Origin of the sequence: Streptomyces sp. NPDC056222, from assembly GCF_042264065.1 — a bacterium.
Classification (GTDB): Bacteria; Actinomycetota; Actinomycetes; order Streptomycetales; family Streptomycetaceae; genus Streptomyces.
Map to the genome: position 1 here is coordinate 1 of NZ_JBHJTL010000041.1, position 16,078 is coordinate 16,078.

Here is a 16,078-nt window from a genome sequence, read left to right on the forward strand (position 1 = left end):
CCGTACGCGTCGGACGACGCGTACGGGCCCTCGGTCGTGCGGGGGTGCCGGGACTACTCGATGACGAGCTCGACCTGGATGTTGCCGCGCGTGGCCTTGGAGTACGGGCAGAAGGCGTGGGTCTTCTCGAGGAGTTCGCGGCCCGGCTCGCCCTGGAGGTGGTCGGGGAACTCGGCGCGCATGACGACCGCGAGGCCGAAGCCGCCGTCCGTCTCGTCCTTGCCGATGGAGACCTCGGCGGTGATGGAGGCGTCCTTGATGTCGATCTTCTCCTGGCGTGCCACCAGACCCATGGCGCTCGCGAAGCAGGCCGCGTAGCCGGCGGCGAAGAGCTGCTCCGGGTTCGTGCCCTGGCCGTTGCCGCCGAGGGCCTGGGGGTGGGCGAGGGGGAGGTCGATGTGGCCGTCGGAGCTGACGGCGCGGCCCTCGCGGCCGTTGGCGGTGGCGACGGCGGTGTAGATCGCGTTCATGGGTCCTCGTTTCCGTTCAGGTCGGGGTGTGCTCACCAAGGTAGCGTGCAATTCAGTTGTGCACAACTGAATGGCTTGCGATGGGGTGTCCCGTACCCTGGAGGCATGGAGACTCTCGACACGACCCGGGACGAGGACTTCCTCCGGCTCGACCACCAGATCTGCTTCTCGCTGCACGCCGCCACCCGCGCCTTCAACGGCGTCTACCGCGGCGCCCTCAAGGAGCTCGGGCTCACCTACCCCCAGTACCTGGTGATGCTGGTGCTCTGGGAGCACGGGGAGCTGCCCGTGAAGCGGATCGGCGAGCATCTGCGCCTCGACTCCGGGACCCTGTCCCCCCTGCTCAAGCGGCTGGAGGCGGCCGGATACGTCGAGCGGCGGCGCAGCGCGGAGGACGAGCGGTCGGTCACCGCGCGACCCACCGAGGCCGGCGCGGCGCTGCGGGAGAAGGCCCTCGCCGTGCCGAAGCGGATCGCCGCGGCCACGGGCATGGAACTCGAGGAGATGCGCGCGCTGCGGGCCCGGCTCAACGAGCTGGCCGTCCGGCTCGACAGTGTCGACCCGGACGACCTGAGCGCCTGCGAGTAGGCCTGCGCGAATGGCGAAGGGCCTGTCCCACGGATCCTGCCGGGCGTCGCCCGAGATGATCCGCGGGACAGGCCCTGCCCGTCCCGTGCCGCTTCCTAGCCGCCAGAGGTGATCCTCGGCACCTTCCGCAGCAGTACCGCCACCAGGACCGCCGTCAGCAGCGCGAAGCCCGCACTCAGTGCCGATGCCGACTGCAGAGCCGTGGTGAAGGACTCCCGCGCCGTCGCCAGCAGTTCCTCGTCCGCCACCGCGCTCGCCGCGCCCAGGGACTCCCGCGCCGCGGCCGGCGCGTCGCCGGGGATACCGCTCCGGTAGACCGCGACCGCCACGCTGCCGGTCACCGCGATCCCCAGGGCCAGGCCCAGGTCGTACGCCGTCTGACCGGTCGCCGCCGCCGCGCCCGCCTTCTCCGGCGGAGCCGCGCCGACCGCCAGGGCCGTGCCGAGGACACTGATCGGGGCCGCCCCGAACATGATCACCGCGAGGCCCAGGGAGGCCACCTCGACCCCAGCGGCCAGCGCGATCGCCGCGTACCCGGCCAGCGAGACCAGCAGGCCTCCGATCAGGACGTACGCCGGGCGGAGGCGACGGGCGAGCAGCGGGGTCAGCTGCGATCCGGCGATCAGCCCCACCGCCCCCGGCAGCAGCCAGAGACCTGCCTCGAGGGGCGACTGACCGGCGACCGCCTGGAGGTACTGCGGCACCAGGTACTCCACCCCGTTCAGCGCGGTCATGCCGAGCAGCAGGGCGAGCAGCGCCCCCGTGAAGGCGCGGTCGCGGAAGAGCCGCAGATCGAGCAGCGGGGTGGTCAGCCGGTTCTGGCGACTGACGAAGAGCAGCGTGAGGGCGATACCGCCGGCGAAGGCCGCGCCCGACTCCGCCGTCGGACCGTGCGAGGCCACCGACTTCACCCCGTAGACCAGCGGCAGGACCGCCAGAAGGAAGAGCGCCACACTCGGCACATCGATCCGGCCGGCCCCCGGATCGCGGTACTCCGGCAGCAGCACCGGCGCCGTGACCAGGGCGAGCAGCATGATCGGCAGACCGATCAGGAACACCGAGCCCCACCACCAGGACGCCAGAAGAACGCCGCCGACGATCGGGCCGATCGCCAGGCCCACCGAGAGCGCGGTCACCCACATCGCGATCGCGGTCGCCCGCTGCCGTGCGTCGGTGAACATATGGCTGATCAGGGCGAGCGTGGAGGGCAGTACGGCGGCTCCCGCCACGCCCAGCAGGGCGCGGGCCGCGATCAGGGTCTCGGCGTTCGGGGCGTACGCGGCGAGCAGCGAGGCCAGCAGGAAGCCCGCCGAGCCCGCCATCAGCAGCCGGCGCCGGCCGAGGCGGTCGCCGAGCGTGCCCATGATGACCAGGGTGCCGGCGGTGAGAAAGCCGTAGATGTCGGTGATCCACAGCAACTGGGCGCTGCTCGGCCGCAGATCGGCGGCCAGGTAGGGGGTGGCCAGCCAGAGGACGCCGAGGTCGGCCGTCATCAGGGTGACCGGGAGGAGGAGGACGGCGAGTCCGAGCCACTGGCGGGCGCCGGCCTTCGCCGACGCCGCCTCGGCGGGGGACGCGGGGGTGCGGGTGGTGGTCATCGCGGCAGCGCTCCGTTCAGGGATTCCTCGGCGGACTTCAGCAGTTCCCGCACCCGCTGCGGGCGCAGTGCGCGCGGCACCCCCGACAGCTCGGTGCCGTACACGATCTCGACGGACGAGTCCTCGATCCCGCAGAACCGGGAGACCGCGACCCGCAGTTGGAGGTCCAGGACGGTGGAAAGACCCAGCCGCTCGATCTCCGCCTCGGCGTTGCCCATCAGGGCCAGCCACAGCATCCGCTTCGCCGCCAGGCGGGGCTTGCTGCGGCCGTAGGCGAAGCCGTAGTTCCACACCCTGTCGATCCAGCCCTTGAGGACGGCGGGCGGCGCCATCCACCAGACCGGGAAGACGACCACGATGTCGTCGGCGGCCAGGATGCGGTCCATGTGCGCGTGGACCTCGGGGGAGTACGCCTTCTCCCGGTTCTCCCAGTCCGGCTCGTCCGCCGGCCGGAGGACGGGGTCGAAGCCCTCGGCGTACAGATCGAGTACGTCGACGCTCTGCCCCCCGTCCTTCAGCCGGGCGTGGACGAGGTCGGCGATCCGGGCGGTCAGGGAGTCGGTACGGGGGTGGGCGAGGACGAGCAGGGTGTGGCGGGGCATGACGGCGTCCTTCGGGGAGACCTTCGGGAAGGGGGGCGGGCACGGTGGGCGTCAGAGACCGAGGCCGGAGCCGCCGCTCGCGTCGATGTTCTGGCCGGTCACCCAGCGGGCGTCGTCCGAGGCGAGGAAGCCGACCACATCGGCCACGTCCCCCGGCTGTCCGACCCGGTTGAAGACCGAGAAGCCCGCGGCGTGCGCCTTGGCGGCCGGGTCGGCCATCCACGGGTGGATGTCCGTCTCGATCGTGCCCGGCGAGACCGCGTTGACGGTGATGCCACGGGCGCCGAGAGTCTGGGCGAGGGTCAGGGTCAGCACCTCGACCGCGCCCTTGGAGGCGGCGTACGAGGTCATGCCGGGGAAGGCGACCTTCGTGACGCCGGAGGAGATGTTGATGATCCGGCCGCTGTCGCGCAGTCGGCCGAGGCCGTGCTTGACGATGAAGAACGGCGCCTTCGCGTTGACCGCGAACACCCGGTCGTAGTCGGCCTCCTCGACCTCGTCGATCGTGCCCGCGCCGGCGATTCCGGCGTTGTTGACCAGGATGTCGACGCCGTCGGCGTGCTCGTCGAAGGCCTTCCAGAGCGCCTCGGCGTCCCCGGGGACTCCCAGTTCGGTACGGATGGCGAAGGCGGAACCGCCGGCCTCCTCGATCGCGGCGACCGTCTCCTTCGCGGCGGCCTCGTTGTTCGCGTAGTGGACGGCGACGCGGGCGCCGTCGGCGGCCAGCCGCAGGGCGATCGCGCGGCCGATGCCGCGGCTGCCGCCGGTGACGAGTGCGGTCTTGCCGGTGAGGGTGGTGGAGCGGGTCATCGGAGTCTCCTCGGTGGTGGTGTTTCCTGCTGACGAGGAAGACTCTGCGGGAGGGCGGTTCGGGATCGGTTCGGGTTCTGTTCGGGCCCGGTTCGGACGGGGAGTTACGGTGACCCCATGCGATTCGGGGTGCTGGGGGAGACGGCCGTCTGGACCGAGGACGGGCGGCCCGTCCGGGTCCCGGAGCTCAAGGTGCGCGCCCTGCTCGCCTCGTTGCTCGTCGACACGGGCCGGCCCGTCGCCACGCACCGTCTCGTCGACGACCTGTGGGGCGAGGAACCGCCCGGCAATCCGTTGCGCGCCCTCCAGGCGAAGGTCTCCCAGCTGCGGCGCGTCCTGGAGGAGGCCGAGCCCGGCGGCCGCGATCTGCTGGTCTCCCGCGCCCCCGGCTACCAACTGGCGCTCGCGGAAGGCGCCTTGGACGCGGAGCGGTTCGCCGCGCTGGCCGCGCGTGCACGCGCCGTATCCGACCCGGTGCGGCGGGCGGAGCTGTTCGCCGAAGCGCTCGAGGTCTGGCGCGGCCCCGCGTTCGCGGACTTCGCGGACGAGCCGTTCACCCGGGCCGCCGTGAACCGCCTGGAGGAAGAGCGGCTCGTCGTCCATGAGGACGCGGCCGAGGCGCGCCTCGCAGCCGGGGAACACACCCTGCTGGTAGGGGAGTTGGCCGAGCTCGTCGAGCGGCATCCGCTGCGTGAGCGGCTGCGTGCCGTGCAACTGCGCGCGCTGTACCGCTCGGGCAGGCAGAGCGAGGCACTGGCCGGGTACGAGGAGCTGCGCGTCCGCCTCGCGGAGGACCTGGGCCTCGACCCGAGCCCCGAACTGGTGGAGCTCCAGAGGGCGATGCTCCGCCAGGACCCCGCGCTGGACGCGGTACGGGCCGAGGTGCCGACGGCTTCCGGGGACACGGCCGCCGAGGCCGCGGCCTCGGCGCGGGACGGAGACGTACGGGAGCCGAACGCGCTCTCGCCTTCGGGCTCGGCACCGGCCCATGGCGCTGTGCACGGAGGTACCGGCCGGGGCGAGGTCCGCGGCAATCTGCCCATGGCCATCAGCGGGCTCGTCGGACGCGAGCAGGCCGTCGAGGAGATCCGGGAGCTGCTCGCCGGACGGCGGCTCGTCACGCTCACCGGCCCCGGAGGCGTCGGCAAGACGCGATTGGCCGTGGAGGCCGCCGGGCAGGCGCGGGAGCTGTTCCCCGACGGCGTATGGCTGGTCGAACTCGCCGGTGCACACGGCGAGCTGGCCGAGGTCGTCGCCGCGGCCATGGAGCTGCGCGACGACGGGGCGTGGGGCGTACGGCCCGAGGCGGGGCGGACACCGAGTGGGGCGGAGCGGCTCGCCGGCGTCCTGCGCGGCAGACGGATGCTGCTCGTCCTCGACAACTGCGAGCACGTGATCGACGAGGCCGCCGCCCTGACCGAGCTGCTCCTGCGCACCGTCCCCGACCTCGTGGTGCTGACGACCAGCCAGGAGCCCTTGGTCCTCGCCGGGGAGACGCTGTGGTCGGTGCCGCCGCTCGATCTCGCCGGGGCCGTCGAGCTGTTCGTCGCGCGGGCGGCCGCCTCGGCGCCCGGATTCGCGCCGGACGCGTCCCAGCGGGCCGCCGTGGAGGGCATCTGCCGCCGCCTCGACGGAGTCCCGCTCGCCCTCGAACTGGCCGCCACCCGGGTGCGGGCGCTCGGCGTGCACCGGCTGCTCGAACGGCTCGACGACCGCTTCCGGCTGCTCAGCGCAGGGCAGCGGGGCGCACCGGCCCGGCAGCAGACGCTCCGCGCGGTCATCGACTGGAGCTGGGAGCTGCTGCCCGGACCGGAACGCCTGGTCCTGCGCCGGCTCGCCGTCCACGCGGAGGGTTGCACGCTGGACGCGGCGGAGCAGGTCTGCGGGGGCGGCGAGGTCGCGCCCGACGACGTGCTCGACCTGCTGGCCCGGCTGGTGGACCGCTCGCTGGTCGTCGCCGTCGACGGGAAGGACGGTCCGCGCTACCGGCTGCTCGAATCCGTGGCCGCGTACTGCCTGGAGCGGATGGCGGACGCGGGCGAGACCGAGGACGTACGCGGCCGGCACCTGACGTACTACACGGGCCTCGCCGTGGCCGCCGAACCGGAGCTCCGCGGCCACGCCCAGCGGGAGTGGCTGACCCGCCTCGACGCGGAGTCACCGAACCTGCGCGCCGCCCTGGACCGCGCCGTGCAGCGGGGCGACGCGGAGCACGCGCTGCGACTCGTGGACGCGCTGGCCTGGTACTGGGTGCTGCGCGGCCGCCTGGGCGAGGCGGTCCGCTCGACGGCGGCGGCGCTGGACACGGCGGTCGCCCCCGACCCGTCGTCGGGTCCCGACGCGCTCGCCCGGGCGCGGGCCCGCGTCGACGTGTGGCGGACCGGGCTCACCGTCATGAGCGGCGACGGAACGGACCGCCGGCGCCGCATCGCGAGCGCGCTCGCATCCGTCGACGCGGCGTACGGAGCCGGCCCCGCCGCCCTGGCCTGGGCCCGCTGGTTCCTCGCCCACGCGCTCTGCGGGACCGGGAGCCAGAGCGAGGGCGAGGAGCTGACGAACGCGGCGCTCGACGGGTTCGCGGAGGCCGGGGAGCCGTGGGGGGAGGCGGCGGCGCTGGGGGACCGGTCCGTGCAGCGGCTGCTCCGGGGCGATCTGGCCGGGGCCGAGGACGACGCGGCCCGCAGCGCCGCGCTCTTCGCTGCGGTCGGGGACGCGTGCGGGGGTCTGTGGTCCGTGTACCCGCTGGCGACCGTCGCGGAGATCCGCGGCGAGTACGCGCGGGCCGCCGGGCTGAAGCGTGCCGCCCTGGACACCGCCGAGAGCTTCGGTCTCACCACCGAGGTGCCGGACCTGCTGTCGGGGCTCGGCAGAACCGCGCTGCTCATGGGGGACCTGGCGCAGGCGCGTGCGTACCACCAGGAGGGGCGGGAGAAGGCCGTCGAGGTCGGCTTCCGGGCGGGCGAGATCAACGCGGTGCTCGGTCTGGGCCTCGGGGCCCGGCGGGAGGGCCTGCTGGAGGAGGCCGAGGTCCACCTCCGGGAGGTCCTCGACTGGCACCGGCTGGTCGGGCTCGACGGGGCCAACGCGCTGATCCTCGCCGAGCTGGGATTCGTGGCGGAGCTGCGGCGCGACGCGGAGGGGGCGCTCGCGCTGCACGAGGAGGGGTACGCAACGGCGTCGACGACCGGGGACCCTCGGGCGGTGGCGCTCGCGCTGGAGGGTCTGGCCGGCGCCCATGCCCTGGCCGGGCGGCGTGAGGGAGCGGCTTTGCTGCTGGGTGCGGCGGGGGCGTTGCGGGCGTCGACGGGAGCGCCGTTGCCCGCGGCGGAGCGGGGGGATGTGGAGCGGGTGGAGGCGGTCGTGCGCGCCGCGCTGGGGGACGGGGCGTTCCTTGCCGCCCGGGCCCGGGGCGAAGGGCTCGGGGCGGAGGCGGCCGTGGGGGAGGCGCGCGGGGTCTCGGGGGCACCCGTGCCGTAAGGGCACCCCTGAGGGTTGTGCCCATCCCTCCCGCTCCAGGGGGCGATTGCCCGCAACGGTGGGACGGGTGGGCAGCCGGGAATACTGTAAGGACCCCACCCTGCATCCGTCCCTATACTCAACCCATGTCCTCCCTCAGCCTCCGGCGGGCCACCGCCGACGACTCGCGTCGTCTCACGCAGCTCGTCCGGAAATCCCGCGCCTATCGCGGTGACTACGCCGCGATGGTCGACGGCTATGTCGTCGGGGGGAGCTACATCGAGCACCACCCCGTCTTCGTCGCCGTCGACGAGCGGGATCGCGTGCTCGGGTTCTACGCGCTCCTGCTCGACGAGGCCGAGCTCGATCTCGCCTTCGTCGCCGACGAGGCGCAGGGGCGTGGCGTCGGGCGGCTGCTGATGGAGCACATGATCGGCCAGGCCCGCGCCGCCGGGCTCAGCACCGTACGGGTCGTCGCGCATCCGCCCGCCGAGGAGTTCTACCTGCGGACGGGAGCCCGCCGCACCGGCATCGTCGAGCCCACCGGCCACATCCACTGGGCCAGGCCCGAGCTCCGGTACGACGTCGCGTGAGCGCCACCGAAGAGGCCGAGAAGGCCGACCGCCGCCGGGTCTTCGCCGACCTCACCCCGCTCCGTACCTCCGCGCACTACCGCCGCCTCTGGTTCGGCAACACCGTCTCCTGGGTCGGCCAGGGCATGACCGCGCTCGCGGTCTCGCTCCAGGTGTACGAGATCACCCGCTCGCCGTTCTCCGTCGGGCTCGTCGGGTTGTTCTCGCTCGTCCCGCTGATCGTCTTCGGTCTGTACGGCGGCGCCATCGCCGACACCGTCGACCGCCGCAAGCTCGGGCTCGCCAGCGCCACCGGCTCCGCCGTGCTCTCGGCCGCCCTCGCCGCGGCCGCGTTCGTCGGCTTCCACCACGTCTGGTTCCTGTACGCGATCGTGGCCCTGCAGTCCGTCTGCGGTGCGCTCAACTCGCCCGCCCGGAGCGCGATGATCCCGCGCCTGCTGCCGCCCGAGCAGCTGCGCGCCGCGAACGCGCTCAACTCGATGACGACGACCTTCGGCACGCTCGTCGGCCCGAGCCTCGGCGGTCTCATCGTCGGTTTCGGCGGCTTCCAGATCGCATACCTCATCGACGCCGTCGCCTTCTCCGCCGCCCTCTACGCGATGTGGCGGCTGCCCTCCATGCTCCCCGAACGGACCGGCGCCAAGCGGGCCTCGGTCCTGGACGGGCTGCGCTTCCTCGCCACCCGGCCCAATCTGCGCATGACGTTCTTCTCGGACTTCTGCGCGATGATCCTCGCCCACCCCCGTGCGCTGTTCCCCGTCGTCGCCGTCCTCTGGTACGACGGCGACGCGACCACCACCGGGCTTCTCGCCGCCGCCCCCGCCGCGGGAGCGCTCCTCGGCGGCGTCCTCAGCGGCTGGCAGGGGCGCATCCGCCACCACGGACAGGCGATCCTGCTCGCCGTCGCCTGCTGGGGCACCGCGATCGCCGTCTTCGGGCTCACCCGCAACCTGTGGATCGGGCTGCTCCTGCTCGCCCTCGCCGGCTACTCCGACACCGTCTCGATGATCTTCCGGAACACGATGATGCAGGTCGCGGCCCCGGACGAGATGCGTGGCCGACTCCAGGGCGTCTTCATCGTGGTCGTCGCCGGCGGGCCGCGGCTCGGCGACTTCCTCGCCGGCTCGGTCGCCGATCTGACCTCCCCGGCCGTCGCCATCACCGGCGGCGGAATCGCCTGTGTGCTCGCGATTGGTGTGCTTGCCCTGTACGGGCGGGGTTTTCGCCGATACGACGCGCTCAACCCCACTGCCTGAACTGGCGGTTGGCCGCCACGGCATATAGCCGCCAGGCCGTTCTGTACTCAACCACCGCTGTGCGGACCAGACTCCTCGCGACGCCCGGAACCACCCCTTCCCCCGGGTGTCGAGGAGTGCGTCGATGATCAGACCTTCCGCAGGAGGAAGGGCCGGGCTGCTCGCCGCCGGCATCTCCCTGGTGCTGCTCACGGCAGGGCAGACCGCCGCTGCCGGGGGAACCACCGCCCCCGCCGTACCCGACACCTTCAAGGGCGCCGCAGACCGGAGCGCCACCGTCACGCTCATCACCGGCGACCGGGTCACCGTCACCGACCTCGGTGGCGGCAGGAAGACCGTCACCGTCGACCGGGCCAAGGGCGCCACCGGCGCCGTACGCAGCGAGATCTCCGACGGCCGCGTCACGGTCGTCCCCGACGAGGCCCGCAGCTACCTGGACTCCGGTGTGCTCGACCGCCGGCTCTTCGACGTCAGCGGCCTGATCGAGCAGGGCATCACCGACGAACTCCCGCTGATCGTCACGTCCGGCAAGGGCACGCGCTCCGCCGCACCGCGCGGCACCGAGACCGTCCGCGCCCTCCCGAGCATCGGCGGCGCCGCGGTGGAGGCGACCGACCCGGCCGCGTTCTGGCGGTCGTTCACCTCGCCCACCACCCGCTCCGCGGGCGGCAAGGTGTGGCTGGACGGCAAGGTCGAGGCCGCCATGGCCGAGTCCAACGCCCAGATAGGCACCCCGAAGGCGTGGGAGGCCGGGCTCACCGGCAAGGGCGTGAAGGTCGCCGTCCTCGACACCGGCGCCGACCTCGGTCACCCCGACCTGGCCGGCCGGGTCGCCGAGTCCAAGTCCTTCATCGAGGGCCAGGAGGTCGCCGACCGCGGCGGCCACGGCACCCATGTCACCTCCACCGTCGGCGGCAGCGGTGCCGGTTCGGAGGGCAAGGAGAAGGGCGTCGCGCCGGGCGCGACCCTCGCCGTCGGCAAGGTCCTCAGCGACGAGGGCTCCGGCACCGAGTCGCAGATCATCGCCGGCATGGAGTGGGCCGCCAAGGACATCGACGCGAAGATCGTCTCGATGAGCCTCGGTTCGCGCGAGGGCAGCGACGGCACCGACCCGATGGCCCAGGCCGTGAACAGCCTGAGCGCCGAGACGGGCGCCCTCTTCGTCATCGCCGCAGGAAACAGCGGCGCCCCCGGCACCATCGGCTCGCCCGGCGCCGCCGACTCCGCGCTCACCATCGGCGCCGTCGACTCCGCCGACCAGGCCGCCTACTTCACCAGCCAGGGACCCCGCTTCGGCGACCAGGCCCTCAAGCCCGACCTCTCCGCGCCCGGCGTGGACATCCTCGCCGCCCGCTCCCAGCTGGTGACCGGCACCGGGCTCTACACGACGATGAGCGGTACGTCGATGGCGACCCCGCACGTCGCCGGTGTCGCCGCGCTGCTCGCCGAGAAGCACCCCGACTGGACCGGCGCGCAGCTCAAGAACGCCCTGATGTCGTCGTCGAAGACGCTCACCGACTCCAGCTACGCGCTCGGCGCCGGCCGGGTCGACGTGGCCGCCGCGATCTCCGCGAACGTGACCGCCACCGGCTCCGCCGACCTGGGCTTCTTCGCCTGGCCGTACGAGGAGAACAAGCCGGTCACGAAGACCGTCACGTACACCAACCACTCCGACGCCGCCGTGGAGTTGAACCTCGCCGTCGAGGGGATGCCCGCGGGCGTCGCGACCCTCGCCGACACCACCCTCACCGTTCCGGCCCACGGCACCGCGCAGACCACGGTCACCGGCGACGGCACGAAGGCCCCGGTCGGCAACGCCTCCGGCCGGATCGTCGCCTCGGCCGCCGGCACCCCCGTCGCGCACACCGCGCTCGGCCTGGTGAAGGAGGAGGAGCGCTACAACCTCACGATCCACGTCAAGGACCGTGACGGCGCCCCCACCTCCGGCACCGTCGTCGTCAAGCAGCTCGCCGAGGGGCGCCACGACCCGTTCCCGGTGGCCGTCGGCGAGTCCGGCACGATCGAGCTCCGGCTGAAGCCCGACACGTACACCGTCGACACCTTCCTCGACGTCCGCGGCTCCAAGGGCAAGGACTCCCTCGGCCTCGGTTTCCTCACCGACCCCGAGATCGTCCTCGACCGCGACCGCGAGATCACCCTCGACGGGCGGCAGCTCCGTGAGATCCGGGCCGAGGTCGAGAAGCGGACGGAGACCCGTCAGCTGCTCATGGAGTTCGACCGGGACGCCCACGGCGCCTCCTTCGGCGGCGCGGTGCAGGTGCCGATGAAGTACGACTCCATCTTCGCCGCGCCCACCCGCAAGCCCGCCAACGGCACCTTCGAGTACCGGACGGTCTGGCGGCTCGGCAAGCCGCTCCTGGAGGCGAGCGTCGACGGCCGTGAGCTGTCCGACGCCACCGTGCAGGCCGGCTCCACGATGCTCGAAGGCCGCCACAAGCTCGGTGTCGTCGACGCGGGCACCGGCACGGTCGCCGAGTACGCCGGCAAGAACGTCAAGGGCAAGGCCGTCCTGGTCCGGGCCGGCGCGCTCCCGAACGCACAGCTCGCCCAGAACGCCCAGGACGCGGGCGCCACGGCCCTGTTCGTCACCGACGACCAGCCCGGACGGCTGATGTCCTGGTTCGGCACCGCCGAGTTCGAGGACCGGCCGCTCGCCGTCGCCACCGTCAACTCCGCGGACGCCGCACGGCTTTCGGAGGCGGCCGAGCGCGGCAAGCGGGTCGACCTGACCGGCACGCGCTTCACCCCGTACACCTACGACCTCTCCGAGGGTCACCCGGGCGCGATCGGCAAGGACCTCGTCTTCCGGCCCGACAGGGACGAACTGGCCACCATCCGCTCCGCGTTCCACATGCCCACGGGCAAGAAGGAGCTCGGCGGCGAGTTCCGCTACTCGATCACCGACACCTTCCCGGTCGGCTTCGGTTTCAAGGAGTACATCGCCTTCCCGACCGAGCGCACCGAGTACGTCTCCACCGGCACCGGCCAGGGCTGGCACGAGTCGGTCGACCTCGCCGACTCCCTGGAGCAGCGGGCGGGCGTCAACTCCTACCGGGGCGGCAGCAGCCAGTCGCTCGACTGGTTCGAGCCGGTCTGGCACCCCTGGCTCGGCACCGGCCTCGGCTGGGGCCAGGAGCGGTCCGGCAACCAGCTGCGGTTCAACACCCCCGGCTGGGGCGACTCCGGCCCCGACCACACGGGCTTCGGCAACGTGTGGAGCGACGACTCGCAGACCCAGTTCACCGAGGTGTACATCAACGGGACCCGGGTCGACCGCAAGATGAGCTCGGGAGCCTACGCCTGGGACGCCCCGGCGGAGGAGGCGACCTACAAGGTCGTCACCGACACCACGATGGACGCGGAGCGCTGGCGTCTCTCGACCAAGGGCCACTCCGAGTGGACCTTCCGCTCCAAGGCCCCCGCGGCGAACACCACCGTCTTCCTTCCGCTCATCAACCTCGGCTTCGACGTCGACACCGACCTGAAGGGCGATGTGCGCGGCGGAAGCCGGGTGCCCGTCGGGATCTTCGCCGAGTACGTGGAGGGCGCGATCGACACCGGCAAGATCGGTGGCGGCTCCCTGGAGGTCTCGTACGACGACGGCGCGACCTGGCAGAAGGTCGCTCTCGACAAGTCGTGGCACGGAACGTCCTGGACGGGTGAGCTCCGGGTGCCGGACAACGCGCAGTACATCTCCTTCCGGGCGGGCGCGTCCGACGACCGAGGCGGCTCGGTCAAGCAGGAGATCATCCGGGCGGTCGGGGTGAAGTAGCCCCAGGAGTCCCGGAGACGGGGGAGCCCCGGCATGGCGTGCAGCCGTGCCGGGGCTCTCTTCGTCCCGCCGTCACCCGCCGCGCGTCACGATCCCGCGCACGACACCCAGTTCCACCAGGTCCTGGGGGCGCAGCCGGAGCTGGTCGGCGGTGACCGGGGCCTGGTCCGGCTCCCTCTTCAGGATCGCCGAGGCGAGCTCGGGGGCGATGACCGAGAAGTAGCCGTCCGGCGTGGCCCAGGTGTTGCCCGGCGCGGCCAGCGCCAGGGCCCCGCCCGAGCCCCCTTCGCCGACCAGGAGCGAGGTCACCGGGACCCGCGCCTCGGCGACCGCGGTGAACGCGTCCGCGATGGCCGGACCCGCCCCGGCCCGTTCGGCGTCGGCGTCGTTGGCGGCGCCGGGCGTGTCGATCAGGGTGAGCACGGGGATCCCGAGCCGGTCCGCGAGCCGGATCAGCCGGGCGACGGTCCGGAAGCCCGCGGGGCGCGTCGCCGTCCCGTCCTGCGCGGCGTACGCGACCGTCCGCCCCTCATGGAGTCCGAAGCCGCACTCCACCCCGGGGTCGACCCCGCCCGCCCGGTCGCCGCGGATGGCCGCCCGGGCGGTGAAGTAGGCGTCCAGATAGGCCCCGGCGCGGGGGCGCTCGGCGGACCGGGCCCGTACGACGGCCTCCCAGCCGGTGCAGGGCGGTCCGGCCTCGGTGAGCGCGCGGGGCGGGGGAGCGGAGGCGGGAGCCGGGGCGCCTTCCGAGCCCCTCAGCAGCCGCAGCCACAGGGAGAGCGTCGCCCGCAGGTCCTCCGGTTCGACGATCCCGTCCACATGCCCGTGCTTCCACTGGCTCTCCGCCGTGTACGCGGCGGGGTCGGCGTCATGAGGACGGACCCGCGAGCCGGCGAACGCCACCTGGGCGGTGGGGAGGGCGAGCACGACGTCCGCGCCCGCCCCGACCGTGGCCCAGCCGCCGCCGGTGGACGGGTCGCGCAGGACCGCGACATGGGGGACGCCGGCGTCCCGCAGTCGTACGGTCGCCTCCGCCACGCGCTGCAGCTGCGTCAGGGCGATCATGCCCTCCTGCATCCGGCTGCCGCCCGTCGCCACGAGCGACACCAGCGGGACCCGGTCCGCCAGGGCGGTGCGGTACGCGGCGACGAGCCGGTCCCCGGCCGCCTGCCCGAGCGAGCCGCCGAGGAAGCCGAACTCGAAGGCGACCAGGACCACCCGGCGACCGTCGATCGTCGCCCTGCCGTACAGGACGGACTCCTCCTCGCCGGTCCTCCCGGCGGCACGCGCGCGTGAGGCGTCGTAACCGGCCCAGCCGATCGGGCCGTCCGGGAGCGGCGGCGCGAGAGCGGCCGGGGCCGGCAGCGGGACGAAGTCGTCGGTGACCAGCCCGATCACCGCACGGGCCGTGAGGCGCTCAGCCATGGAGGGCCTCCGGGAGGGCCTTCTTCAGGAGCTTGCCCATGTCGTTGCGGGGCAGCGCGCGCAGGAAGTGCACGGTGCGCGGGCGCTTGTGCGGGGCGAGGAGCCCGGCGACATGGTCCGCCAACTCCTCCGCCGTCGGCGGCTTCTCCGCGTCCGCCGGCACCACCCAGGCCACGATCCGCTCCCCGAGGTCCGGGTCCGGCGCGCCGGTCACGGCGGCCTCCCGCACCGCCGGGTGGTCCAGGAGCGCGTTCTCTATCTCACCCGCGCCTATCTTGTAACCGCCGCTCTTGATAAGGTCGGTGGCCTTGCGGCCCACGATCCGTACGTACCCGTCGGGTTCACGGACCGCCACGTCCCCGGTGCGGAACCAGTCCCCGTCGAACGCGGCCGCCGTCGCGTCCGGCCGGTTCAGATATGCGGAGAACAGGTTCGGGCCTCTGACCTGGATCTCACCGACGCTCTCCCCGTCGTACGCCCTCATCTCCGTGCCGTCCTCCTCCACCAGACGCAGCTCCACGCCGCGCAGCGGCAGCCCGACCGAGCCGGGGCGCGGGTGGGAGCCCAGGGGGACGGAGGTGTTCATCAGCGTCTCGGTCATTCCGTACCGCTCGATCACCGTCCGGCCCGTCGCCGCCGTGATCCGCTCGTGGTCGTGGACCGGCAGCGCCGCCGATCCCGAGACCAGCAGCCGCGCCTCGGCCAGCGCCCGTACCAGCGCCGGATCGTCCGCCAGCGCGTCCGCGATCCGGTGGTACATGGTCGGTACGCCGAACAGCATCGTGCCGCCGCCCGCACCGAGCTCCCGGGCCACACCCGCGGTCGAGAACGCTCCGAGATGGCGGACGGATCCGCCCCGCCGCAGCGGTCCGAGGACCCCCAGGACGAGCCCGTGGACGTGGAAGAGCGGCAGCGCGTGGACGAGGACGTCGTCCGCGGTCCACGCCCAGGCCTCCTCCAGGGCGTCGAGGGAGGCGGCGATCGCCCGGGAGGAGAGGACGACGCCCTTGGGCGGGCCGGTGGTGCCGGAGGTGTAGACGATCAGGGCGGGCGACTCGGAAGCGTCCGACCCGCCGGCGAAGGCGAAGGCCGCGGGGACGGGGCCGAAGGACGTGACCGTCGTCTCGACGTCGATCCGGGGCAGTTCCGCGAGCCCCGCCGGCAGAACGTCCTCCGCCCCCGCCAGGACCACGCTCGGAGCGCTGTCGCCGAGGATGTGCGCCAGCTCCCGCTCCCCGGTGCGCGGGTTGAGCGGGATCGCCGGTACGTCGGCCAGCAGTGCGGCCACCACCGCGACCGCCGTCCGTGCGGTCGGTGTGGCCCAGACGGCGACCCGTCCCGCGCCTCCGATCCGTACCGCCAAGGCCCCGGCGGCCTCGGCCAGTTCCTCGTACGTCAGGGTGTCCGCGCCGAGGCGCAGTGCGGGCCGGTCCGAGCCGGCCACCAGGGCCGGGAAGAGCGCGCTCAACGGTCGTCCTCCTCGCGTA

At 73.2% G+C, this 16,078-nt stretch carries 11 protein-coding genes; 5 read left to right on the top strand and 6 right to left on the bottom strand.

Annotated elements, in window-relative coordinates:
• Positions 1–53: 53 nt before the first annotated feature.
• A complete protein-coding gene (locus ACFC0D_RS20240; RefSeq protein ID WP_376437590.1) occupies positions 54–470 on the bottom strand; it encodes an organic hydroperoxide resistance protein in 417 nt (138 codons plus the stop codon).
• Between the two features lie 105 nt (positions 471–575).
• On the opposite strand from ACFC0D_RS20240, the gene ACFC0D_RS20245 reads away from it, so the two are divergent.
• Positions 576–1,058 (top strand): MarR family winged helix-turn-helix transcriptional regulator, encoded by a 483-nt coding sequence (locus ACFC0D_RS20245; RefSeq protein WP_376437593.1) that lies wholly within the window; start codon positions 576–578, stop codon positions 1,056–1,058.
• Positions 1,059–1,153: 95 nt separating this feature from the next.
• Here the strand turns inward: ACFC0D_RS20245 and ACFC0D_RS20250 are convergent, their stop codons facing one another.
• The 3 genes from ACFC0D_RS20250 to ACFC0D_RS20260 are packed head-to-tail and all read right to left on the bottom strand — an operon-like array spanning position 1,154 to position 4,068.
• On the bottom strand, positions 1,154–2,656 hold the full coding sequence (locus ACFC0D_RS20250; RefSeq protein WP_376437596.1) for an MFS transporter: 1,503 nt from the start codon (positions 2,654–2,656) through the stop codon (positions 1,154–1,156).
• Positions 2,653–3,258, bottom strand: a complete 606-nt coding sequence (locus ACFC0D_RS20255; RefSeq protein WP_376437599.1) for an NAD(P)H oxidoreductase — start codon at positions 3,256–3,258, stop codon at positions 2,653–2,655. Before ACFC0D_RS20255 ends, ACFC0D_RS20250 begins: the two co-directional genes overlap by 4 nt.
• Before the next feature lie 51 nt (positions 3,259–3,309).
• Positions 3,310–4,068 carry an SDR family oxidoreductase gene (locus ACFC0D_RS20260; protein WP_376437602.1) on the bottom strand — a complete coding sequence of 253 codons (759 nt, stop codon included), beginning with the start codon at positions 4,066–4,068 and terminating at the stop codon, positions 3,310–3,312.
• A 117-nt stretch (positions 4,069–4,185) separates the two neighbouring features.
• On the opposite strand from ACFC0D_RS20260, the gene ACFC0D_RS20265 reads away from it, so the two are divergent.
• The 4 genes from ACFC0D_RS20265 (at position 4,186) to ACFC0D_RS20280 (ending at position 13,166) form a co-directional block, all read left to right on the top strand.
• Complete coding sequence (locus ACFC0D_RS20265) at positions 4,186–7,545, top strand: BTAD domain-containing putative transcriptional regulator (protein WP_376437604.1); 3,360 nt, start codon at positions 4,186–4,188, stop codon at positions 7,543–7,545.
• A gap of 125 nt (positions 7,546–7,670) precedes the next feature.
• Positions 7,671–8,117, top strand: coding sequence for a GNAT family N-acetyltransferase (locus ACFC0D_RS20270; RefSeq protein WP_376437607.1), 447 nt, complete (start codon positions 7,671–7,673; stop codon positions 8,115–8,117).
• Complete coding sequence (locus ACFC0D_RS20275; RefSeq protein WP_376437610.1) at positions 8,114–9,373, top strand: MFS transporter; 1,260 nt, start codon at positions 8,114–8,116, stop codon at positions 9,371–9,373. Before ACFC0D_RS20270 ends, ACFC0D_RS20275 begins: the two co-directional genes overlap by 4 nt.
• Before the next feature lie 124 nt (positions 9,374–9,497).
• On the top strand, positions 9,498–13,166 hold the full coding sequence (locus ACFC0D_RS20280; protein WP_376437613.1) for a S8 family serine peptidase: 3,669 nt from the start codon (positions 9,498–9,500) through the stop codon (positions 13,164–13,166).
• A 72-nt stretch (positions 13,167–13,238) separates the two neighbouring features.
• Here the strand turns inward: ACFC0D_RS20280 and ACFC0D_RS20285 are convergent, their stop codons facing one another.
• Positions 13,239–14,591, bottom strand: coding sequence for a carboxyl transferase domain-containing protein (locus tag ACFC0D_RS20285; RefSeq protein ID WP_376437615.1), 1,353 nt, complete (start codon positions 14,589–14,591; stop codon positions 13,239–13,241).
• Positions 14,584–16,059, bottom strand: a complete 1,476-nt coding sequence (locus tag ACFC0D_RS20290; protein ID WP_376437618.1) for an acyl-CoA synthetase — start codon at positions 16,057–16,059, stop codon at positions 14,584–14,586. The genes ACFC0D_RS20285 and ACFC0D_RS20290 overlap by 8 nt, the downstream gene beginning before the upstream one ends.
• Between the last annotated feature and the right edge of the window lie 19 nt (positions 16,060–16,078).

Excerpts from the sequence above, each read along its gene's own strand:
- ACFC0D_RS20240 (WP_376437590.1), bottom strand. The coding sequence starts at position 470 with ATGAACGCGATCTACACCGCCGTCGCCACCGCCAACGGCCGCGAGGGC.
- ACFC0D_RS20245 (WP_376437593.1), top strand. The coding sequence starts at position 576 with ATGGAGACTCTCGACACGACCCGGGACGAGGACTTCCTCCGGCTCGAC.
- ACFC0D_RS20250 (WP_376437596.1), bottom strand. The coding sequence starts at position 2,656 with ATGACCACCACCCGCACCCCCGCGTCCCCCGCCGAGGCGGCGTCGGCG.
- ACFC0D_RS20255 (WP_376437599.1), bottom strand. The coding sequence starts at position 3,258 with ATGCCCCGCCACACCCTGCTCGTCCTCGCCCACCCCCGTACCGACTCC.
- ACFC0D_RS20260 (WP_376437602.1), bottom strand. The coding sequence starts at position 4,068 with ATGACCCGCTCCACCACCCTCACCGGCAAGACCGCACTCGTCACCGGC.
- ACFC0D_RS20265 (WP_376437604.1), top strand. The coding sequence starts at position 4,186 with ATGCGATTCGGGGTGCTGGGGGAGACGGCCGTCTGGACCGAGGACGGG.
- ACFC0D_RS20270 (WP_376437607.1), top strand. The coding sequence starts at position 7,671 with ATGTCCTCCCTCAGCCTCCGGCGGGCCACCGCCGACGACTCGCGTCGT.
- ACFC0D_RS20280 (WP_376437613.1), top strand. The coding sequence starts at position 9,498 with ATGATCAGACCTTCCGCAGGAGGAAGGGCCGGGCTGCTCGCCGCCGGC.
- ACFC0D_RS20285 (WP_376437615.1), bottom strand. The coding sequence starts at position 14,591 with ATGGCTGAGCGCCTCACGGCCCGTGCGGTGATCGGGCTGGTCACCGAC.